Raw genomic sequence first — 17,679 nt, 5'->3', positions numbered from 1 at the left:
ATCCATCGCACTGTGATCGATACTTTTTTGCACTGGGAAGTCAGGGGCCGGTGTCGCTGCATGCCGCGCTGTAGCAGCTGCCGTCAGGCTGCGTTCGAGGGCGAAGCCCTCGCCGGGTCCGAAGCTGCGGCGATACAGAAGAGGTGGAGTGGCCGGGTTTGCGACTGCTGCGCAGCCGAACGCAGCCTTCGGCAGCTGCTACAAGGATCCGTGGTACAGGATAAGTCAGTGCTGATTCTGCTCAGTCAACCGTTGCACCGCCAGCCGCCGATAGTGCGACGGCGTCATGCCCTTGAGTTGCTGAAAACGCCGGTTGAAGTTGGAAATGTTGTTGAAGCCCGACTCGAAACACACATCGGTCACCGTTTTGTCGCCATCGGCCAGCAGCTCGCAGGATTTGCTGATGCGCAGGCGATTGACGAACTCGATGAAGCAGCGTCCGGTGGCCTGTTTGAACACTCGGCTGAAGTAGGTCGGCTTCAGACCCAGATGCTCGGCCACCTCTTCCAGCGTTAAATCCCTGGCGTAATGGGCAAAGATGTAATCCACCGCCCGGTTGGTGCGGTCGATATTGTGTTCATCGGCCAATTGCGGCGTTGTGGCACCGGACAGCAACTGGTAGTCATCGGACGCCGCCAGCAACTCCAGCAGAATGAAAAAATGCCCGAGCCGGGTCATGCCGTGGGTGTCGGCGATGCGCTGCATCAAGGTCATGGCCTGGCGGATGGTGCGCTTGCAGCGAAACTCGATGCCGTACTGCGCGCGCTCCAGCAAGGGCGCAATTGTCTTGAGTTCGGCGAACACCTGATAGCCGCTTTCGAACAGCTCGTCAGTGAAGTTGACCAGCATGTCGCGCTCGGGCACCACTTCGTCTTCGCCCACCTGGCTGATCCAGTTGTGGGGCAGGTTGGGGCCGGTCAGGAACAGTGTTTCCGGGTAGAAGTTACCGATGTAGTCACCGATGAACACCTTGCCGGAGCTGGCGATGATCAGGTGCAGTTCGTATTCCTTGTGGAAATGCCAGCGCACCAGGGGGCAGGGGAATCCGTGTTGGCGATAGATGATGGACAACCCGTTGTGGTCGTCCATCAATTCGTAGGAAGGATCGGTGACTCTGGCTGTTCGGGTCATGTCAGGGCGCTTTTATTGTTATCGCCTCTTGATCATGCCTCTTTCGGGGCGCCTAAGGCCAGCTTGCAACGCGACTGTGCTCAGGCGGGGGCATGCAAGGCATCACCGTATACCGCTTTCATGCTGGTGGCACTCCAGCAGTAACGAACGATTTCGGATTCGTCGAAAAAGTCGGTATTGATGATGCTGCAGCGCGTGACCCAGTCCCGGGTGGGATTGAACCAGTCATTGATGTGGTTTTTGATGTCTTGAGGCCCTCCCAGAAACGCGTAGCTGGTGGCCGATAACGACCATAAAAATGTTTCGTATGGCGCGTCTTTGAGTGTGTTGGAAATATGGGTTTTCAAATCCTCGGTGTCGGTAAACCGCTTGTTGATCCACTTGTGTGCAATACGCGGCCAGAAATAATTCTCATCCAGTTCCCGCCGTACGGGCGCCGCTAATATCACCCGGCGCAGAGCACTGATCCGCTTGAGCTCGCCGATCGTTTTTGTGGCGTTGTCGGGCGGTATCACTCGCTGTCCGAGTTGGCTGACCAGAAGCTCATTGAGTTTCTGATAGTCAAAGCGATTGTTACCGTCCCCTAGCTGATGAAAGTCCAAAACCACGAATTCATCCGGGTTTCGGTCCAGGAAAGATGAAACTGCGCTGATGAGTTCATCGAGAACCCGATGTGATTGATATCCATGGTGATGGAAATAGAAAATCGACTGCTCAGCCCCCTCGGTGTAGCCCAGGCGGATATCGAATGCCCGTGCGCCATTGGACAATTGCCATGCAAATGAACCGTTTTGACATGTCGTCCAGTTGCCGACGACCACCTCATAATTAGGCGCCTGTTTATCCATGCCGGCGTTATGGGCGCCGGGCCAGATAACATCAGTCAGTTTTATACGATCGATGTCGAGGGCATTACTCATCCATTTTTGTTTATCCAGCGTGATTACTGCGTTATGGGTCATGACAGTTCCTTGTCGTAGACTCGTCCCCTCCATGGAGGGGACGAGGTCCATGTTTCGGGTGTGGCTGCGTGCCATACCTCTATTGCTCGCCTGCGTAGAAAGGCTTTCATGACCCAGCATAGAAGTGCGCGACTGCATTGCCAGTCACGGAAATACTTGCATAAGAATTAATCCTTTAATGGCTCGGCGCTAGTTGGCGCGCTTGGCCGCTTTACTCAGGTTTGCGGTCAGGCAATACGAAACGATGTTGCTTTCTTCAATGAAGTCGACATTGATAATGTTGCACCGTGTTGCCCAGTCGCTTTTATTCGGGTCAAACCACGAATTAAGCTCATCGTGAATATCTACCGGACCACCGAGAGCGCTATAACTGGTCGCGGACAGGGACCATGGTGCCCATGTGCCTGGCGGGAATTTCAGCACTTTTATAATGTGCTGCTCCAACTCGGAGGCACTGGTGAGGCCGTTTCCAGACCATTTGTGCTCGATCTGTTCAATGAATAGGTTTTGATCAAGGGCTCTGTTCCTGGGGGCTGCGACCAGTATTCTTTGCAAAGAACTGATTTGTTTGAGTTGACGCAGACTCAGCGACCGGTTTTTGCTGGGAATGATCCGATGACCGAGAAAGTGGATCATCATGTCATTAAAATAAGCGAAGTCAAACGTGCTTCCGCTCAGATCGTGAAAGTCCAGGATGATGAATTCATTGGGGTTTTCCTGAAGGAATTTTTCTACATCGGTTACAAGTTGGCCCAGGGTTCGGTCATTGCGATAATTGTTATGATGACAGCGAAATTTTCCAAGTCCCGGCGCGCGGGCGTCGTAAGTCAGGCGAATATCCAGCGCGCGGGAACCGTTGTGTAGCTGGGAATAAAACGATTTATGCTGACAGGCCAGCCAATGGGCTCCCGGGCCTTGCAGCCAAGTGGCTTTCCAGTCGCTTCCGGCGTTATGGGTGCCTGGCAGTGTCAACTCATTGAGCGACAGTGTATCGATTGCCGGCGTGCTGGCCATCCAGTTTCTAAGTACGTAGTTGTTCTGAACAGTATTGTCCATTTAATGCTTCCTTGCATAGTTTGATAGGTGTTATCGGTTGGCCGAAGTGAGTGGCTGTTACTCACTTCGGTCAATAATTTATAAAGGGAAAGAGCGGGGCGATCAATCGTTGTGATAATGCAAGATATGTGTATTTGGTTGTGCGTAACTTAAGCAGGGTTTCGGTTTTTCGCCTCAATCCATTGCGCCATGTATTGCGTACTTTTATGGTGGTGATGACGCAACATACTACCGGTAAAATTATCGCGTCTAAGTTGAGTCAAGTGCTGTTGGCAGTGCAACAACTTCTTGATCAATGCCGGGCCATGTTCCGACATTTTATATCGATCGGCCAGTAACCTCTGTCCGTGGGATTGGGCCTGCGCCCAAAGCGCTTCATCCTTATACAGCCGCACCGCACAGTCAGCCAGTTCCCGTGCCGTGCGGGCCACGGTCCCAGGCCAGGGATGATTGCCATGCATGGCTTCGGCGCCGATGGGCGTCGTCACCGTGGGGGTGCCACATAACATGGCGTCGACGATCTTGCCTTTGATACCGGCACCGAAGCGTAGAGGCGCCAGACAAATGCGTGCCGCCGACATCACTTGCAAAGCATCTTCTGCCCAGTTCATGACATGAAAGCCCTGGGCCGGGTTGTGCAACGCCGTAGCTTTGGGGGGGGTGTAAGCACCGTAGATATGCAACTGAGCCGTGGGCAGTTGCTCGCGGATCAACGGCCAGATGGCTGTTTTCATCCAGAGCACCGCATCCCAGTTCGGCGCATGTCGAAAATTGCCGATGCTGAGAAAGTGCGCCCGATCTTCAAAGGCTGTCGGCGGCACGAGCTCAGGTTCGACCATCAGCGGACACCAGTGCAACAAGTTGCGCGGCAGCTTGAATTGCTCGACCAGCAATTCGATCTCCACTTCAGAGATCATCAGGTTCAAGTCGCAACGGTACAGCGCAGCAATCTCCCGTTTGGCGAGATCGGTATCAGCCATCAGTTCGAACTCTTCGCGCAACGCCGGCGCGAACAAGTCGCTGAAATCATTATTGTCGTCATTGACCTTCAAGCGATCCTTGAGGCGCTGATGCCGGGCGTGCCGCAAGCTTTGCAGATCCGATGTCTCGAGGACACGCAGGGCATCGGGACAGTATTTTTCGACCCGCCAGCCAAACTGCTCCTCCATCATGAACTGATCGAACAGCACTATGTCCGGAGCAAGTTCACTGACGAAGTCGTCGAAACTGCTATTGTTCAATTCAATCGGAATTTCACGAATGCCCAACGCCGTCAGATCAGCCCGATGTTCGCCGGTGCCGGCCGGGCTACTGAAGGTGACGTCCCAGCCTTGCTGCAAGAATGTCTCAAGGATTTGCATGACGTGCCCACCGGCCGCTGAAGAACGGGGCTCGGGCCAGACGTAACCAATGACCAGGACTTTGGTTGCGTTGAGCTGACTCATGACAGTGTTCCTTGGTGTAGGCGAGGAGGGACGAAGAAAAGGCCGCAATTAAACCACAGGAGGCGATTCCTGTGAGTTTGCGGCCGTTTACTTGAGTCTACGGGAGGTCAGCGCCCCCGTTGACAGAGATTTTCTGTTCCAGGCATCTAGGCGAGTGTAGACAGATTAATGATCACAGCCTCCGTGATGTGCTTACCGGTAGCGGTGTCGAACTTGCTCCTCATCCGGCCCAGGTTTTCGAGAAAGCGCGGGTAATTGGCCGATCGTTGATTCAGCAAGCCAATAGCCAGGGCGTAAGAGTCGGCGTTCAGGAGTGCAGGAGCCTCGGCAACGATCTTGGGCAAGTCTTTTTTAAGCTGGTTAAACTCACGGAACCCCTTGTGATCGGCATCCCGCAATGTGAAAGGATCTAATCCTTCCGGATGCTTCGCCAGATTCATCAACTGAGTCACATCGACATCGCCGGCCTTACCAAATGCGGGATCCGGGTTGCCATACATCAGGTCAATCGTACGTTGTGAGCCATGAGACATCTCATGCACCACGCCATCAGCGATCCGTCCTCTGTCGAACCTTTCCTTTTGGAAAAAGTCAGTCATATTGTCCGAGTAGATCTTAATGAATCGACTGTTAACTGAATCGGCAGGGTAATTCGCTGCTTTCCATCGCGCGAAGGTCTCGGGAAGCATTGCCGCCAGCGCGCCGTCCGAAGGTTTTTTTACAATATCTATGTTCTTCAGGGAGATGTGATTGAGGTCTTTTTTCATTTTGCGTAATGCTTCGGTCAGGTGCTCAACAGTTTGAGCGGAACTGTTGCCGAAGAAATACTTTATTACTGCTTTTACTTCGAAATCAGCACTGTTCGCCACCAGTTGATGCAGTGCGGTGTCAATTTTTGTCTGGGCGATCGGTAAGCTTCTTTTGACATAGGCGGAGACGAAGCTATCCGGCAGGAGTTTCTTGCGAACGTAGGACTTGAAACTCAAGTCGAAGTTTTTGAGTTTCTTTCCCCACGGCTGCCCCAGCCGGTTGAGAGCGTACCAGTCATCCTGCATGCGGACCGCAGACACGACGAAAGAATCTCCAGAGCTACCCAGCGGACGCCAGGTTCCTTGTCCGATATCAGTTCGTTGCGCCGCTTTGATCAAGTCATAAGCGTCAGCACTGCCGGTCAGTCTTCGAAGTTGATGGGTTGCACTTTCCAAAGAGTTCAAGCCAGCCCGACTGATACCCAATACACCTTTCTTTAAATACTTTCCGACGCCCAGGATCAGCTCTGGCGTACCGTCCAGCGGGTTGAACACAGAGTGGAGAAACCCTAGGCCCAACTTGGCTAGCGCTCTGGTCTTCGAGGCCGTGGAAACGGCCTTTGCCGCAACGCTAGCGGCTTTTGCGGCGACGCCAACAACCAGCAAAACGGTCATCGCTAGTTCAAGCGTGCAGGACAGCGTACTGCCCCTGTTACGGTCCGGATCGTCGGAGAAGAAGTCTTCGATGCAGGATTTAAAGGGCACAATAATATTAATGAATGTCTCGAATTGTTGTTCTTCCTTTGAGTGTCTTTGCTCCAGTTCCGTTCGGCCCCGTGCGTCTTCTATCAGTTCGTCGTACGTCCAGAGGGGGCGATGCTTCAAAATGAAATTTGTCAGGGGGCTGAATTCTCCGCTTTGATAACTCTCATAATAACCAGGCTTAATAGTGCGTGTTGTTTTTACCGATGCGTTCAATGATCCCAGTTTTTCAATTACCCCATGACTGGACCGGGTGTTGCCTGGTGGAACTCCATGGGTATAGCTCTCTATATCAGTTGGCAAATTGTGGATTTTTTCGGCTTTGCTCAAACTGTTGATGTGATCGGTAAAGTCCAGTCTCGCAGGTTGTGCCAGCAGACCTTCTTTTTGCACAAGTACTGCCAGTTGAGGGTTCTCCCTGCATTCACCGTGCAAGGTGAACAGTTCATAACAATACAACCGGCCTTCATATTTCGAGCACATCACGACGCCATAGCGACCCGTGGCTTCATCTTTGGCTTTCTGTTTTTCCTGAGGAAACAAATCGGGAGGCTGGATGATGGCAACCGAGGGCCGGATAGTGAAGAAAGTGACTTCACCGCACAGCAAACGAACCCGGTCAGCCGGCGGTAACGCCGACAAAGCCAGCTTGACAATACTGGCCATCGCTTTTTCCAATGGCGCATAAGCCTGGTCAAAACGACGTTTGAAAATCCCCTCCGTAGAGACCAGATTAGGCACAAGGTGCGGAAATCTCTGGTAGAGACTAGGGCTTCTTTTCAAATCCCAGTTCAGTGTCCCCAGATGGTTGGACATGTTGAGCTCTACCATGGACATGGCTAACGGCTCGAAATTGTTGAACTCGTGCCAACCCCGTTGTTTCTCGAACAGTATTTTTTCGTCGATGAAATCGCAGTCCGGCACGATCTGCTCAAGTATCTCCCGGGAAATCGCTTTTCGGCTGGGCAGTGGGGTCGATAACGTGGCGACTGCTTGCGAATAGGCATCCGCAAAGGTCTGATAAGCCTCAATGGCACGATCACCAGAACCTTTATAGTCACTGATCACCTGCTCAAGAGTAATCACGTTGTTCAACAGCGCCCAGTCAATAATCGGGTCTACTGATAGCACGCTGTGCAGAATTTCCTGCTCGTTGTTGACTGGCTCAATCGCTTCAAGTTGCATGACGTTTGCAAATGTCATGGAAAGCACGGAGCCGCAAGCGTTGGCTTCTGCTATGGCAACACCCCGACAGAACGTAATCCATTCGGGGGTGCCCAGTCGCAATGATTCGGGCAGATTTCTTACCAGAAATTCGGGTGCCCTGCCTGCCAGCAGCAAGTAGGCGGCGAGCGTACTGGTGTTAGAAGGAATGTCATGCTCATTCTCAAGATGCCGTTCCAGTTCAGTGAAAACCTCTGGAACCGATTTCTCTATGTTTTCAGGTGCATAAAGGTTGTAACCCGCGATGTGATTTCGACGCTCGTCGCCTCCCGCGTCCGGGTAAATGTCGAGAATAATTGCAGTCATGAGCACCTGCTCGAGGTTCAACTCTGAGACGGACTCACCTGATTTGGATCCGTACCAGTCAAGCGCTTTTAAGTAACTTTCGGACCAGCTTTTGAAATAGGGGTGTACACCCAATTCATGCAGCAGTTCGCGGCAATTCAATCGGTTTGCTGTTTTCGAACGATTTCCCAATGCAATGCTACACAGGTCCACCAGCAGTTTTCCGCGTCCGCCGATGTGCTGAGCGGTCAAGGTACGAATTGTTTGCCTGTCATCCGCCGACAACACCAAAGCCCTGTCCTCACTGCTCGTGATGGCTTCCCAGTAGTTACCCAATGCAGGGGAAGGGTGGTAGTCAAACTCTAGATGTTTGATCAGGTTTTTTATGCGTTTTACATCTTCGGGCAGTTCGTATTCGTGGAATGTGATCCATTGAGCAACACCCAGCCGATTGTCGAAGAACACCACTCTGTCGATGGTTGCTGCAATATCCGCGATTGCAACCAAATCATCATTGAGGTCCGGATCAAGTTTGGTCTTTGCGGTCAATCGTATTTCGCGGCCATTATGGGAGGCGATGATGTGACCTGCATCGACAACATAGAACGAAGCATCGGGATGGACGGAATAGTAGGCGAGCACTTCTTTAAAGGCGGGCTTGTCGATCATGCTCTGCAACATGACAGCGCCGGGGCGCAGCGCCTGTTCGAACGAAGAACCTTCGGTCACTGTAATGAATAGCTCTTCCCAGTCTATCTGCTCATTGTTTTCTTTTCCGGAAATAGCCTTTTTAAGCTGTGCGATGATTTCGCCTCGCTCGATTTTATCGCTCTCAATGCCTTGTTTAAGTCGAGGGGTGATGTCTTGAGGGTTGGATAGTTGCAAATTATAATTCGCAGCTGTGTGCTGTTGGTCCATTAGTAGTTCCTTCTACTGGTTGTTGCTTAAAGGTGTGAGGATCCTCTTTTAGTTTAAGTTATTGGGCAACTGGCATTGTATTAGTGCCTGTTTCAGATGGGGTCATAAAGTTGTTGAGGGCGCGAACTGTTCCGTTGCGGAAAAACTAAAAAGCACCGCTCTTTTCAGGAGCAGGTGCTCGGTGCGGCTTAAACGCTTAGTTACACTTCAAGTATGTCCTTGACCTTATCCCGCAGTTGATCAATCGAGAACGGCTTGCCGATCACATGCATGCCGTCAGGCACCTCGATGCTTTCGGCATAACCGCTGGCGAACAGGATCGGCAACTCGGGGCGCAGCAGGCGTGCCTGTTTCGCCAATTCCCGGCCGTCCATGACCGGCAGCCCCACATCGGTCATCAGCAGGTCGATGTGCTGGTCCTCATCGTTGATGAAATCCAGCGCCTCTTCACAGCCATCGGCCTCAAGTACCCGGTATTCCAGTTCCTCCAGCACATCGACGATCAGCGTGCGCACGATGGCATCGTCTTCGACGACCAGGATGGTGGATGTGTTGGTGGACATAGTGGGGCTCTCAAAGGTTGGATTTGCGATAGCGTCGATCGAAATCGCCGGGCTCTTGCATGAGTATGGGACGGATCACGACAAGTTCCCGAGGCGTTACAAAGAACAATAGCCGCACAAGAGCCGCGAAGAATAACCGCTCCTTTGCGCCGGAGCAGTGAAATGCAGGGTATTGCCGAAAAACGTGTCAGAAAAATGGATCCCCTCGGCCGATTTGGGGCAGACTCGATGGCATCCAACAGTTCGACAAGGCTTCCCATGACCTCTGCGCCTGCGGTTGATGAGCAACGATTCCGTAAACTCCTGAGCCGCAACGTCAGCCTGCCGTTGGGTGTCGGTGTCATCAGCGCGGCGTTCTTTGTCTTGCTGATCACCTATCTGCTGTCGGTGATCCAGTGGGTCCAGCACTCGGACCGGGTGATCAATAATGCCAATGAAGCCGTAAAACTGACCGTCGATCTGGAAACCGGTATGCGCGGTTTCCTGCTCAGTGGCGACGAGCAATTTCTCGAGCCCTATGAGACGGCCAAGCCAAGAATAACGGTCGCCCTCAATACCCTGCTCGAACTGACCGCGGACAATTCGGTGCAAACCGACCGCCTGCACCGGCTCCAGGCCTTGCAGACGGAATGGGCCAATTACGCGCAATCGATAATCGATTTGCAGCGCGCAGGCGGTGATTACCGCAGCGTCGTCAAGGTCGGGCGCGGCAAACGGTTGACCGATGAGATCCGCAAGCAATTCGAAGACGTGATCGACATGGAGCAGCAGTTGCGTGCCACGCGCAATGAAGAAGTGCGAAGCGCCACAATCTGGAGCATCGCCCTTTATCTGTTGTTCGTAGCCGGTATCAGCGGATTGCTGGCCTATGTCGGCCGCCGGGATCTACTCAACCTGTCCCGCAGCTACAGCGTCAACCTCGCCGCGCAACAGGCCAGCGCCCGGCGTCTGGAACAGCAGGCCTGGTTGCGCAATGGCCAGACCGAACTGGCCGAGCAAGTCCTGGGGCAGTTATCGCTCAATCTGTTGGGCCGCAATATCCTGCAGTTCTGCGCGCAATACCTGGGCAGCGCCGTCGCGGCGATCTATGTCCGTGAGGAGCATGGTGGCCTGAAGCGCATCGCGTCTTACGGTTTCTCCCGGGAACAGGAAGCACTTGAGCAGCAGATTTACAATGGCGAAGGGATTGTCGGCCAGGTGGCGCAACAGGCGCGTCTGATTCGTCTTGATGAGGTGCCAGGGGACTACTTCAAAGTCAGCTCCGGCCTGGGCGACGGTTTACCACGCAGTGTAGTGGCGGTGCCGACCAGCGATGACGATCGCGTCAACGGGGTGATCGAACTCGGTTTCCTGCGACCGCTGACAGATCGTGACATCGAGTTGCTCGAACTGGTTGCCGGCAACATCGGCACCTCGATCGAAGCGGCGCGCTATCGCCAGCGCTTACAGGAAGTGCTGGCCGAAACCCAGCAACTCAACGAAGAGTTGCAGGTTCAGCAAGAAGAGCTCAAGAGCGCCAACGAAGAGCTGGAAGAGCAGTCGCGGGTTCTCAAGGAGTCCCAGGCTCACCTGGAAACCCAGCAGATCGAGCTGGAGCAAACCAACGAGCAACTCGCCGAACAGGCGCAGATCCTGGCCGAGCAACGCGATGCCATGGACCTGAAGAACAGCCAGCTGAATCAGGCCCAGCTTGAGCTCGAGGCCCGCGCCGAAGAATTGCAGCGTGCCAGCAAGTACAAATCCGAATTCCTTGCCAACATGTCCCACGAATTGCGCACGCCGCTGAACAGTTCGTTGATTCTGGCGAAATTGCTGGCGGAAAACCCGCAGGAAAACCTCAGCGCCGAGCAGGTCAAGTTCGCCGAGTCGATCTATTCCGCCGGCAACGACTTGCTCAACCTGATCAACGACATTCTCGACATTTCCAAGGTTGAGGCCGGCAAGCTTGAGGTGCGTCCGGAGAACACCAGCGTTGCGCGCCTGGTGGAAGGCCTGCGAGGAATGTTCGAGCCGTTGGCCGCGGACAAGAAACTGGATTTTGAAGTCGAATTGCGCGCTGACGCACCGCTGATGCTGTTCACCGATCGCCAGCGCCTGGAGCAAGTGATCAAGAACCTGTTGTCCAACGCGGTGAAGTTCACCGAAAAGGGCACAGTCAGCCTGATTGTCGCGGCTCAGCCAGGCGAGGGCATCGCCTTTATCGTCCGTGATACCGGGATCGGCATTGCGCCGGATCATCAGGACAGCATTTTTGAAGCCTTCCGTCAGGCCGACGGCACTACTAACCGTCGTTACGGCGGAACCGGCCTGGGCCTGTCGATCTCTCGTGATCTGGCCACCTTGCTGGGCGGCTCCGTCAGCCTGACCAGCACGCCGGGGCAGGGCAGTGTGTTCACCCTGGTGTTGCCGCAGCACTACATCGAACCGGGCGATGCGCCTGTCGAAACGATGAAAGCTACGCCGGTGACCATGCCGCAAGCCATCGTGGTTACCGCGCCTGTGCCGCTGGTTGCCGAGGTCGAAATCGCGCGTTTCGATGATGATCGCTACGGGGCGCCGTTCGCCACTCGTTGCATCCTGGTGGTGGAAGATGAGCCGGACTTTGCGCGTATCCTCTACGATCTGGCCCATGAACTGGGTTATCAGTGCCTGGTGGCCTACGGCGCCGATGAAGGCTACGACCTGGCCAGGCAATTCATCCCCGACGCGATCCTGCTGGACATGCGCCTGCCGGATCATTCCGGGCTGACGGTGTTGCAGCGCCTGAAAGAGCAAGCCGAAACCCGGCACATTCCCGTGCATGTGATCTCGGTCGAAGACCGTGTCGAGGCCGCCATGCACATGGGCGCCATCGGTTACGCGGTCAAACCGACTACGCGCGAGGAGCTCAAGGAGGTGTTTGCCCGCCTCGAAGCCAAACTGACCCAGAAGGTCAAACGCATATTGCTGGTCGAAGACGACGATCTGCAGCGTGACAGCATCGCCCGATTGATCGGCGACGAGGACATCGAAATCACTGCCGTCGGCCTGGCGCAGGATGCACTCGATTTGCTGCGCACGACGATTTTCGACTGCATGATCATCGACCTGAAACTGCCGGACATGCTTGGCAACGACTTGCTCAAGCGCATGTCCTGCGAGGATATCTGCTCGTTTCCACCGGTGATCGTCTATACCGGACGCAACCTGACCCGGGACGAAGAGGCCGAGCTGCGCAAGTATTCGCGCTCGATCATCATCAAGGGCGCGCGTTCGCCCGAGCGGTTGCTGGATGAAGTGACACTCTTCCTGCACAAGGTCGAATCCCGCTTATCCCATGAACGCCAGACCATGCTCAAGACCGCCCGCAGCCGCGACAAGGTGTTCGAGGGGCGCAAAGTGCTGCTGGTGGATGACGATGTACGCAATATCTTCGCCCTGACCAGTGCGCTGGAGCAGAAGGGCGCGGTGGTGGTGATTGGCCGTAACGGTCGTGAAGCAATTGAGCGATTAAATGAAGTCGAGGACATCGACCTGGTGCTGATGGACGTGATGATGCCGGAAATGGATGGTTTCGAAGCCACTCTGGAAATCCGCAATGATCCGCGCTGGCGCAAGCTGCCGATCATTGCGGTGACGGCCAAGGCGATGAAGGACGATCAGGAGCGCTGCTTGCAGGCCGGCTCCAACGACTACCTGGCCAAGCCCATCGACCTGGATCGCCTGTTCTCGCTGATTCGTGTGTGGTTACCGAAGATGGAACGCCTCTAATGGAGCGCAGCGAAATCGAACTGAGGTTGTTGATCGAAGCGATCTACCTCAAATACAGCTACGATTTTCGCGATTACTCCGGCGCGTCGATCAAGCGTCGGGTCAACCATGCATTGAGCCAATTCGAGTGCAATACCATCTCGGCGCTGCAAGAGAAGGTCCTGCACGACCCAACCGCGTTCATGCAGCTGCTGCAATTGCTGACGATTCCGGTCAGCGAAATGTTTCGCGACCCTTCGCACTTCCTGGCGCTGCGTCAGGAAGTGGTGCCGCTGCTCAAGACCTATCCGTCGATCAAGGTCTGGATTGCCGGTTGCAGCACCGGCGAAGAGGTCTATTCGATGGCGATCCTGCTGCGCGAAGAAGGCTTGCTGGAGCGCACTATCATCTATGCCACTGACATCAACCCGCGCTCGCTGGATAAAGCCAGGCAGGGGATTTTCTCCCTGCAGAATGTTCGGGCCTACACTCACAATTATCAGCAGGCCGGTGGTCAGCGTTCGTTCGCCGATTACTACACGGCGGCTTATGACTACGCGATTTTCGACAAGAGCCTGTGCGACAACGTAACGTTCGCCGATCACAGCCTGGCCACTGATAGCGTATTCTCCGAAACTCAATTGATTTCGTGTCGTAATGTGCTGATTTACTTCAACAAAAAGCTTCAGGATCGAACGTTCGGCTTGTTTCACGAATCTTTGTGTCATCGGGGCTTTCTGGCACTGGGCAGCAAGGAAACCCTGGATTTTTCGGCCTATGGCAATCAGTTTGAGCCGTTGGTCAAACAAGAAAGGATCTACCGCAAATCATGAACCGTGCAGGTATTCCTTGTGTAGAAGCTATCGTGATCGGTGCTTCGGCCGTCTTCGTGTCGAGCGGGAACAAATCCCATGCTAAGTAACATCCAGGCCAAATTGCTGATCGTCGACGACCTGCCGGAGAACCTGCTGGCGCTTGAGGCGTTGATCAAGCGGCAGGACCTCATCGTCTACAAGGCCTTGTCCGCCGACGAAGCCCTGTCGCTGTTGTTGCAGCACGAATTCGCGCTGGCCATTCTCGATGTGCAGATGCCCGGCATGAACGGCTTTGAGTTGGCCGAGTTGATGCGCGGCACGGAAAAAACCAAAAGCATCCCGATTGTGTTCGTCAGTGCCGCTGGCCGTGATCTCAACTACGCATTCAAGGGCTACGAAAGCGGAGCCGTGGACTTTCTGCACAAGCCGCTGGATGTTCACGCGGTCAAGAGCAAGGTCAATGTCTTCGTCGATCTGTATCGCCAGAGCAAGGCGATGAAGCAACAGGTCGAAGCCCTGGAGCAAAGTCGCCGCGAACAGGGGGCGTTGCTCGAACAGTTGCAGAACACCCAGAAAGAACTGAAGCAGGCGGTGCGCATGCGCGATGACTTCATGTCCATCGTTGCGCATGAAGTCCGTACACCGCTCAATGGCCTGATCCTCGAAACCCAGTTGCGCAAAATGCACCTGGCCCGGGATAACGCCGCGGCGTTCACCCTGGACAAAATGCACGCCATGGTCGAGCGCGACGAACGGCAGATCAAAAGCTTGATCCGCCTGATCGAAGACATGCTTGATGTGTCGCGGATCCGCACCGGCAAGCTGTCGATCCGCCCCAGTCGGTTTGACCTGGTGCAACTGGTGCACAATCTTTTGCAGAACTTCGCACCGCAGGTTGAGGCCGCAGAGTCGTCAGTCAGCTTGATCGCCGACCAGCCCGTGATGGGCGACTGGGACGAGTTTCGTATCGAACAAGTGATTTGCAATCTGCTGACTAATGCGTTGCGCTATGGTGCCAAGAGCGCGATCGACGTTCGCGTGTACAATCACCACGGGCAAGCGCGGGTTGAGGTTCAGGATCGCGGTATCGGGATCGGTGTAGAGAATCAACAGCGCATTTTTCAGCAGTTCGAGCGGGTTTCCACCAGGGCCGTGGTGGCGGGGCTGGGCCTGGGGTTGTTTATTTCGCAGCAGATTGTCGCCGCCCATGGTGGCTCCATTACCGTCGAGAGCCGGATTGGCGAAGGCGCCTTGTTTCGCGTTTGTCTGCCGCTGCAGGAAAACAGCCCGATGAACGCAACCTCTGATTGACCACATGGTCGTATCAGCAGCTATTGACCGAACAAAGGTTTTCCATGAGTGAAGATGCACAAGACGTGGTACTGATCGTTGAAGATGACCCTTCGATTTTGATGGTGCTGTCCGCTTATTTGTCGGGTGAAGGTTACCGGGTGCTGCAAGCCGAAAATGGTGAGCAGGCCTTTGAGATCCTGGCGAGCAAACCAAACCTGGACATGATGATCACCGATTTCCGCCTGCCTGGCGGGATTTCTGGCGTGCAAATCGCCGAACCAGCCGTGAAGCTGCGACCGGAACTCAAGGTGATCTTCATCAGCGGTTACCCGCAGGAAATCCGCGAGACCGACAGCCCGATCACCCGCAAGGCACCGATCCTGGCCAAGCCATTCGATCTGGATGTGTTGCAACAGATCATGCAGGACATGCTCTCCTGAAGCTGTGTCGACGGTTGTGTCGTACGGCCCCCCTGTAGGCGCTGCCGAAGGCTCGGGCCGCGTTCGGACGATCTTTTGATCTTGATTAAAGCCCTTGCTGCAACGCCGGATCATCCGGATTGAGCTGCTCGAGCTGCGCCAACAGGATCTGTACGTTCTGCAGCTGCCCGCTTTCCTTCCAATAGTTGATCAACAGCACGCGCGCCTTGCGATCGGCCGGGTGGCGCTGGACGATTTCCTGCAGCTGTTTCTGCGCGGCCTCCAGCTCTTGTTCACCATGCAACGTGGTGGCCAGGTCGTAGCGGTAATCCTTATTGTCGGGTTCAAGCTCCACGGCTTTGGACAGCCCGAGCAAGGCGAACTCACTTTGCCCGTGATGCAGCAACCAGAGCCCCAACGCATGTTGCAAGTAGGCCGAATCGGGCTGGGCCTTTAACTGCTTCGCCAACAATTGCTGGGCGGCATCGCTTTGGCCCAGTCGATCCAGCACGTCAATCTGCATCACCAGTGCCGGCAAGTTGCCGGGCGCCAGTTGCAACGTGCGCTCTAATGCCTGCTGCGCGTCCTTCAGTTCGGCATTATGCAAATGCAGGCGCGCCAGTTGGTACTGGGTGTCGGCGCTTTCCGGCTGCTGCTTGAGGACCTGCTCCCAAGCGTCAATGGCTTGCTCCAGGGGGCCGAAATACAACCCCAGCTCATCCGGAGACAGCCCCAGCAAGGCGTTGACCGCCGCAAACCGGACGCTTGGGTCGCTGTCATCGAGCAAGGGCCCGAGCAACAGACTTCGCTGTCCATTGGGCACTAAACCGCTGATGCTTTTGATCGCCGCGATGCGTACCTCCGCCGATGGATGTTGCAGGTCCGCATCCGCCAGTTTCAAGGCTTGCGGGCTGGGGTAGTTGGGCAGTTCGGCATGTAGCCAGACGCGGCGCTTGTCGGACAGGTCAGGGCGGCCCAATTGCTGGTAAAGAACCCGCGCCGCCCCCGGTTGACCCATGCGTGCCTGGGTCAGCGCTTCGCTGTAGCCGCGTCGAATTGCCTCCGGCACCACGGGCGTCGTGCTGCGCAAAAAAAACCAGGCAAGGGCGAGGGCAAACAGTGCACAGAGGCTGATGAGCAGATAGCGGCGGGACTGAGGCATGCAGGAATCCGGGAGCTGACAGGCTTTTACAAGGTCACCAGCTTCGGTCAGGCCGGGCTGTGAGTCAAACCCTGGCTCAGTTCAGCACGTAGTCATCGGGCTCAAGGGCCGGTGGCAAGTCGGTTTGCCCCAACGCTGCCAGCACTTCGCGCTCCAGCGTGCGCAAAATCGCATTGCACGGCAGATCGTTCTCATCGAAGCCGAACGGGTCTTCCAGATCGTCGCCAATTTCGTCGAGGCCGAAAAAGGTGTAGCTGACAATGGCGGTAATCACCGGTGTCAGCCAGCCAAGAGATTCGGCCATGGCGAACGGCAACAAGATGCAGAACAGGTAGATGGTGCGGTGCAGCAACAGGGTGTAGGGGAAGGGCAGCGGCGTACTTTTGATGCGTTCGCAACTGGCCTGGACCTGACTGAGGCTGACCAGTCGCGTTTCCAGTTGGGTGTAACGCCATTCGCTGATCTGGCCGCGCTCGGCAAGTGCCGAGCACCGGACGCCAATCCGCTGCAAGAGCGCGTCAGTGATGTTCGGATGCGCTGCGTCCACGGCATCCTGCGTCCACGGTTTGATGGCGCTCATCTCGTTTTCAACGCGCAGGCGGGCGATCAGGCCATGGGCGAACCCGCAGAGCTCACGCAGCATAAGTTCACGTTCGGCCGCCGCCATCAGCCCCTGGGTTTGACGAATCAACGATCGCACTTCGATGATCAACTGCCCCAGATGCTTGCGGCCCTCCCACCAGCGGTCGTAGCAGGCATTGTTGCGAAAACTCATGAAGATCGACAACGACAGACCCAGCAGGGTGAACGGCGTGGCGTTGACCTTGGAGAAATACGCCGGGTGCCAGATCTCCACCAGCACGATTACCGACGCCAGCAGGGTCACCAACAGACTGCGCAAGGCAATGCGCTTGGCAATCGAGCCTTTAAGGGAAAACAACATGCCGAGCAGATTCGGCTTGGGACGCACAATCATGGGCAGGGGCTTTATAGAGAGAGTGACGCTTTCGCAGCGATTTCAGCCTAGGGGCATGGGGGGATCCTGTCCAATCGCTTTGGCTGACGAAGTGATCGACGGGCTCTATCAGCGCAGGCGTGTCCATCGGCGAAATGGCCTACAGGTCTTGTCGACATTGAAACTCGTCGAAGCAAGGAAGCAATGACTA

At 55.1% G+C, this 17,679-nt stretch carries 12 protein-coding genes; 4 read left to right on the top strand and 8 right to left on the bottom strand.

All coding sequences use genetic code 11. The features are described from left to right. Positions 1–225: 225 nt before the first annotated feature. The 6 genes from PGR6_RS15010 to PGR6_RS14985 all read right to left on the bottom strand — a co-directional run bounded on the left by PGR6_RS15010 (position 226) and on the right by PGR6_RS14985 (position 9,095). Entirely contained in the window at positions 226–1,131 is a 906-nt protein-coding gene (locus PGR6_RS15010) for an AraC family transcriptional regulator (protein WP_064618049.1), read from the bottom strand. A gap of 80 nt (positions 1,132–1,211) precedes the next feature. Then, positions 1,212–2,093 carry a hypothetical protein gene (locus PGR6_RS15005; protein ID WP_064618047.1) on the bottom strand — a complete coding sequence of 294 codons (882 nt, stop codon included), beginning with the start codon at positions 2,091–2,093 and terminating at the stop codon, positions 1,212–1,214. Between the two features lie 189 nt (positions 2,094–2,282). Continuing rightward, entirely contained in the window at positions 2,283–3,149 is an 867-nt protein-coding gene (locus PGR6_RS15000; protein WP_018926034.1) for a phospholipase, read from the bottom strand. A gap of 149 nt (positions 3,150–3,298) precedes the next feature. Next, entirely contained in the window at positions 3,299–4,594 is a 1,296-nt protein-coding gene (locus PGR6_RS14995) for a glycosyltransferase (RefSeq protein ID WP_064618045.1), read from the bottom strand. A 146-nt stretch (positions 4,595–4,740) separates the two neighbouring features. After that, positions 4,741–8,532 (bottom strand): hypothetical protein, encoded by a 3,792-nt coding sequence (locus PGR6_RS14990; protein WP_064618043.1) that lies wholly within the window; start codon positions 8,530–8,532, stop codon positions 4,741–4,743. Positions 8,533–8,732: 200 nt separating this feature from the next. Then, positions 8,733–9,095, bottom strand: coding sequence for a response regulator (locus PGR6_RS14985; protein WP_018926031.1), 363 nt, complete (start codon positions 9,093–9,095; stop codon positions 8,733–8,735). 258 nt (positions 9,096–9,353) lie between these two features. On the opposite strand from PGR6_RS14985, the gene PGR6_RS14980 reads away from it, so the two are divergent. From PGR6_RS14980 to PGR6_RS14965, 4 genes are all read left to right on the top strand, one after another. Next, positions 9,354–12,845 carry a response regulator gene (locus PGR6_RS14980; protein ID WP_064618041.1) on the top strand — a complete coding sequence of 1,164 codons (3,492 nt, stop codon included), beginning with the start codon at positions 9,354–9,356 and terminating at the stop codon, positions 12,843–12,845. After that, positions 12,845–13,657: a CheR family methyltransferase gene (locus tag PGR6_RS14975; RefSeq protein ID WP_018926029.1), complete on the top strand. Its 813-nt coding sequence runs from the start codon at positions 12,845–12,847 to the stop codon at positions 13,655–13,657. The genes PGR6_RS14980 and PGR6_RS14975 overlap by 1 nt, the downstream gene beginning before the upstream one ends. Before the next feature lie 78 nt (positions 13,658–13,735). After that, the gene (locus tag PGR6_RS14970) at positions 13,736–14,950 is read left to right on the top strand and encodes a hybrid sensor histidine kinase/response regulator (protein WP_018926028.1); all 1,215 of its coding nucleotides are present in this window, start codon (positions 13,736–13,738) and stop codon (positions 14,948–14,950) included. A gap of 44 nt (positions 14,951–14,994) precedes the next feature. Further along, positions 14,995–15,372 carry a response regulator gene (locus PGR6_RS14965; protein ID WP_018926027.1) on the top strand — a complete coding sequence of 126 codons (378 nt, stop codon included), beginning with the start codon at positions 14,995–14,997 and terminating at the stop codon, positions 15,370–15,372. 85 nt (positions 15,373–15,457) lie between these two features. Here the strand turns inward: PGR6_RS14965 and PGR6_RS14960 are convergent, their stop codons facing one another. Continuing rightward, on the bottom strand, positions 15,458–16,513 hold the full coding sequence (locus PGR6_RS14960; RefSeq protein ID WP_018926026.1) for a tetratricopeptide repeat protein: 1,056 nt from the start codon (positions 16,511–16,513) through the stop codon (positions 15,458–15,460). 76 nt (positions 16,514–16,589) lie between these two features. Next, positions 16,590–17,489: a bestrophin family protein gene (locus PGR6_RS14955; protein WP_064618039.1), complete on the bottom strand. Its 900-nt coding sequence runs from the start codon at positions 17,487–17,489 to the stop codon at positions 16,590–16,592. Positions 17,490–17,679: the final 190 nt, after the last annotated feature.

This window comes from Pseudomonas sp. GR 6-02, assembly GCF_001655615.1.
Classification (GTDB): Bacteria; Pseudomonadota; Gammaproteobacteria; order Pseudomonadales; family Pseudomonadaceae; genus Aquipseudomonas.
The sequence above is the reverse complement of the archived record's forward strand: the minus strand, read 5'-3'. Positions and strand labels throughout refer to the sequence as shown.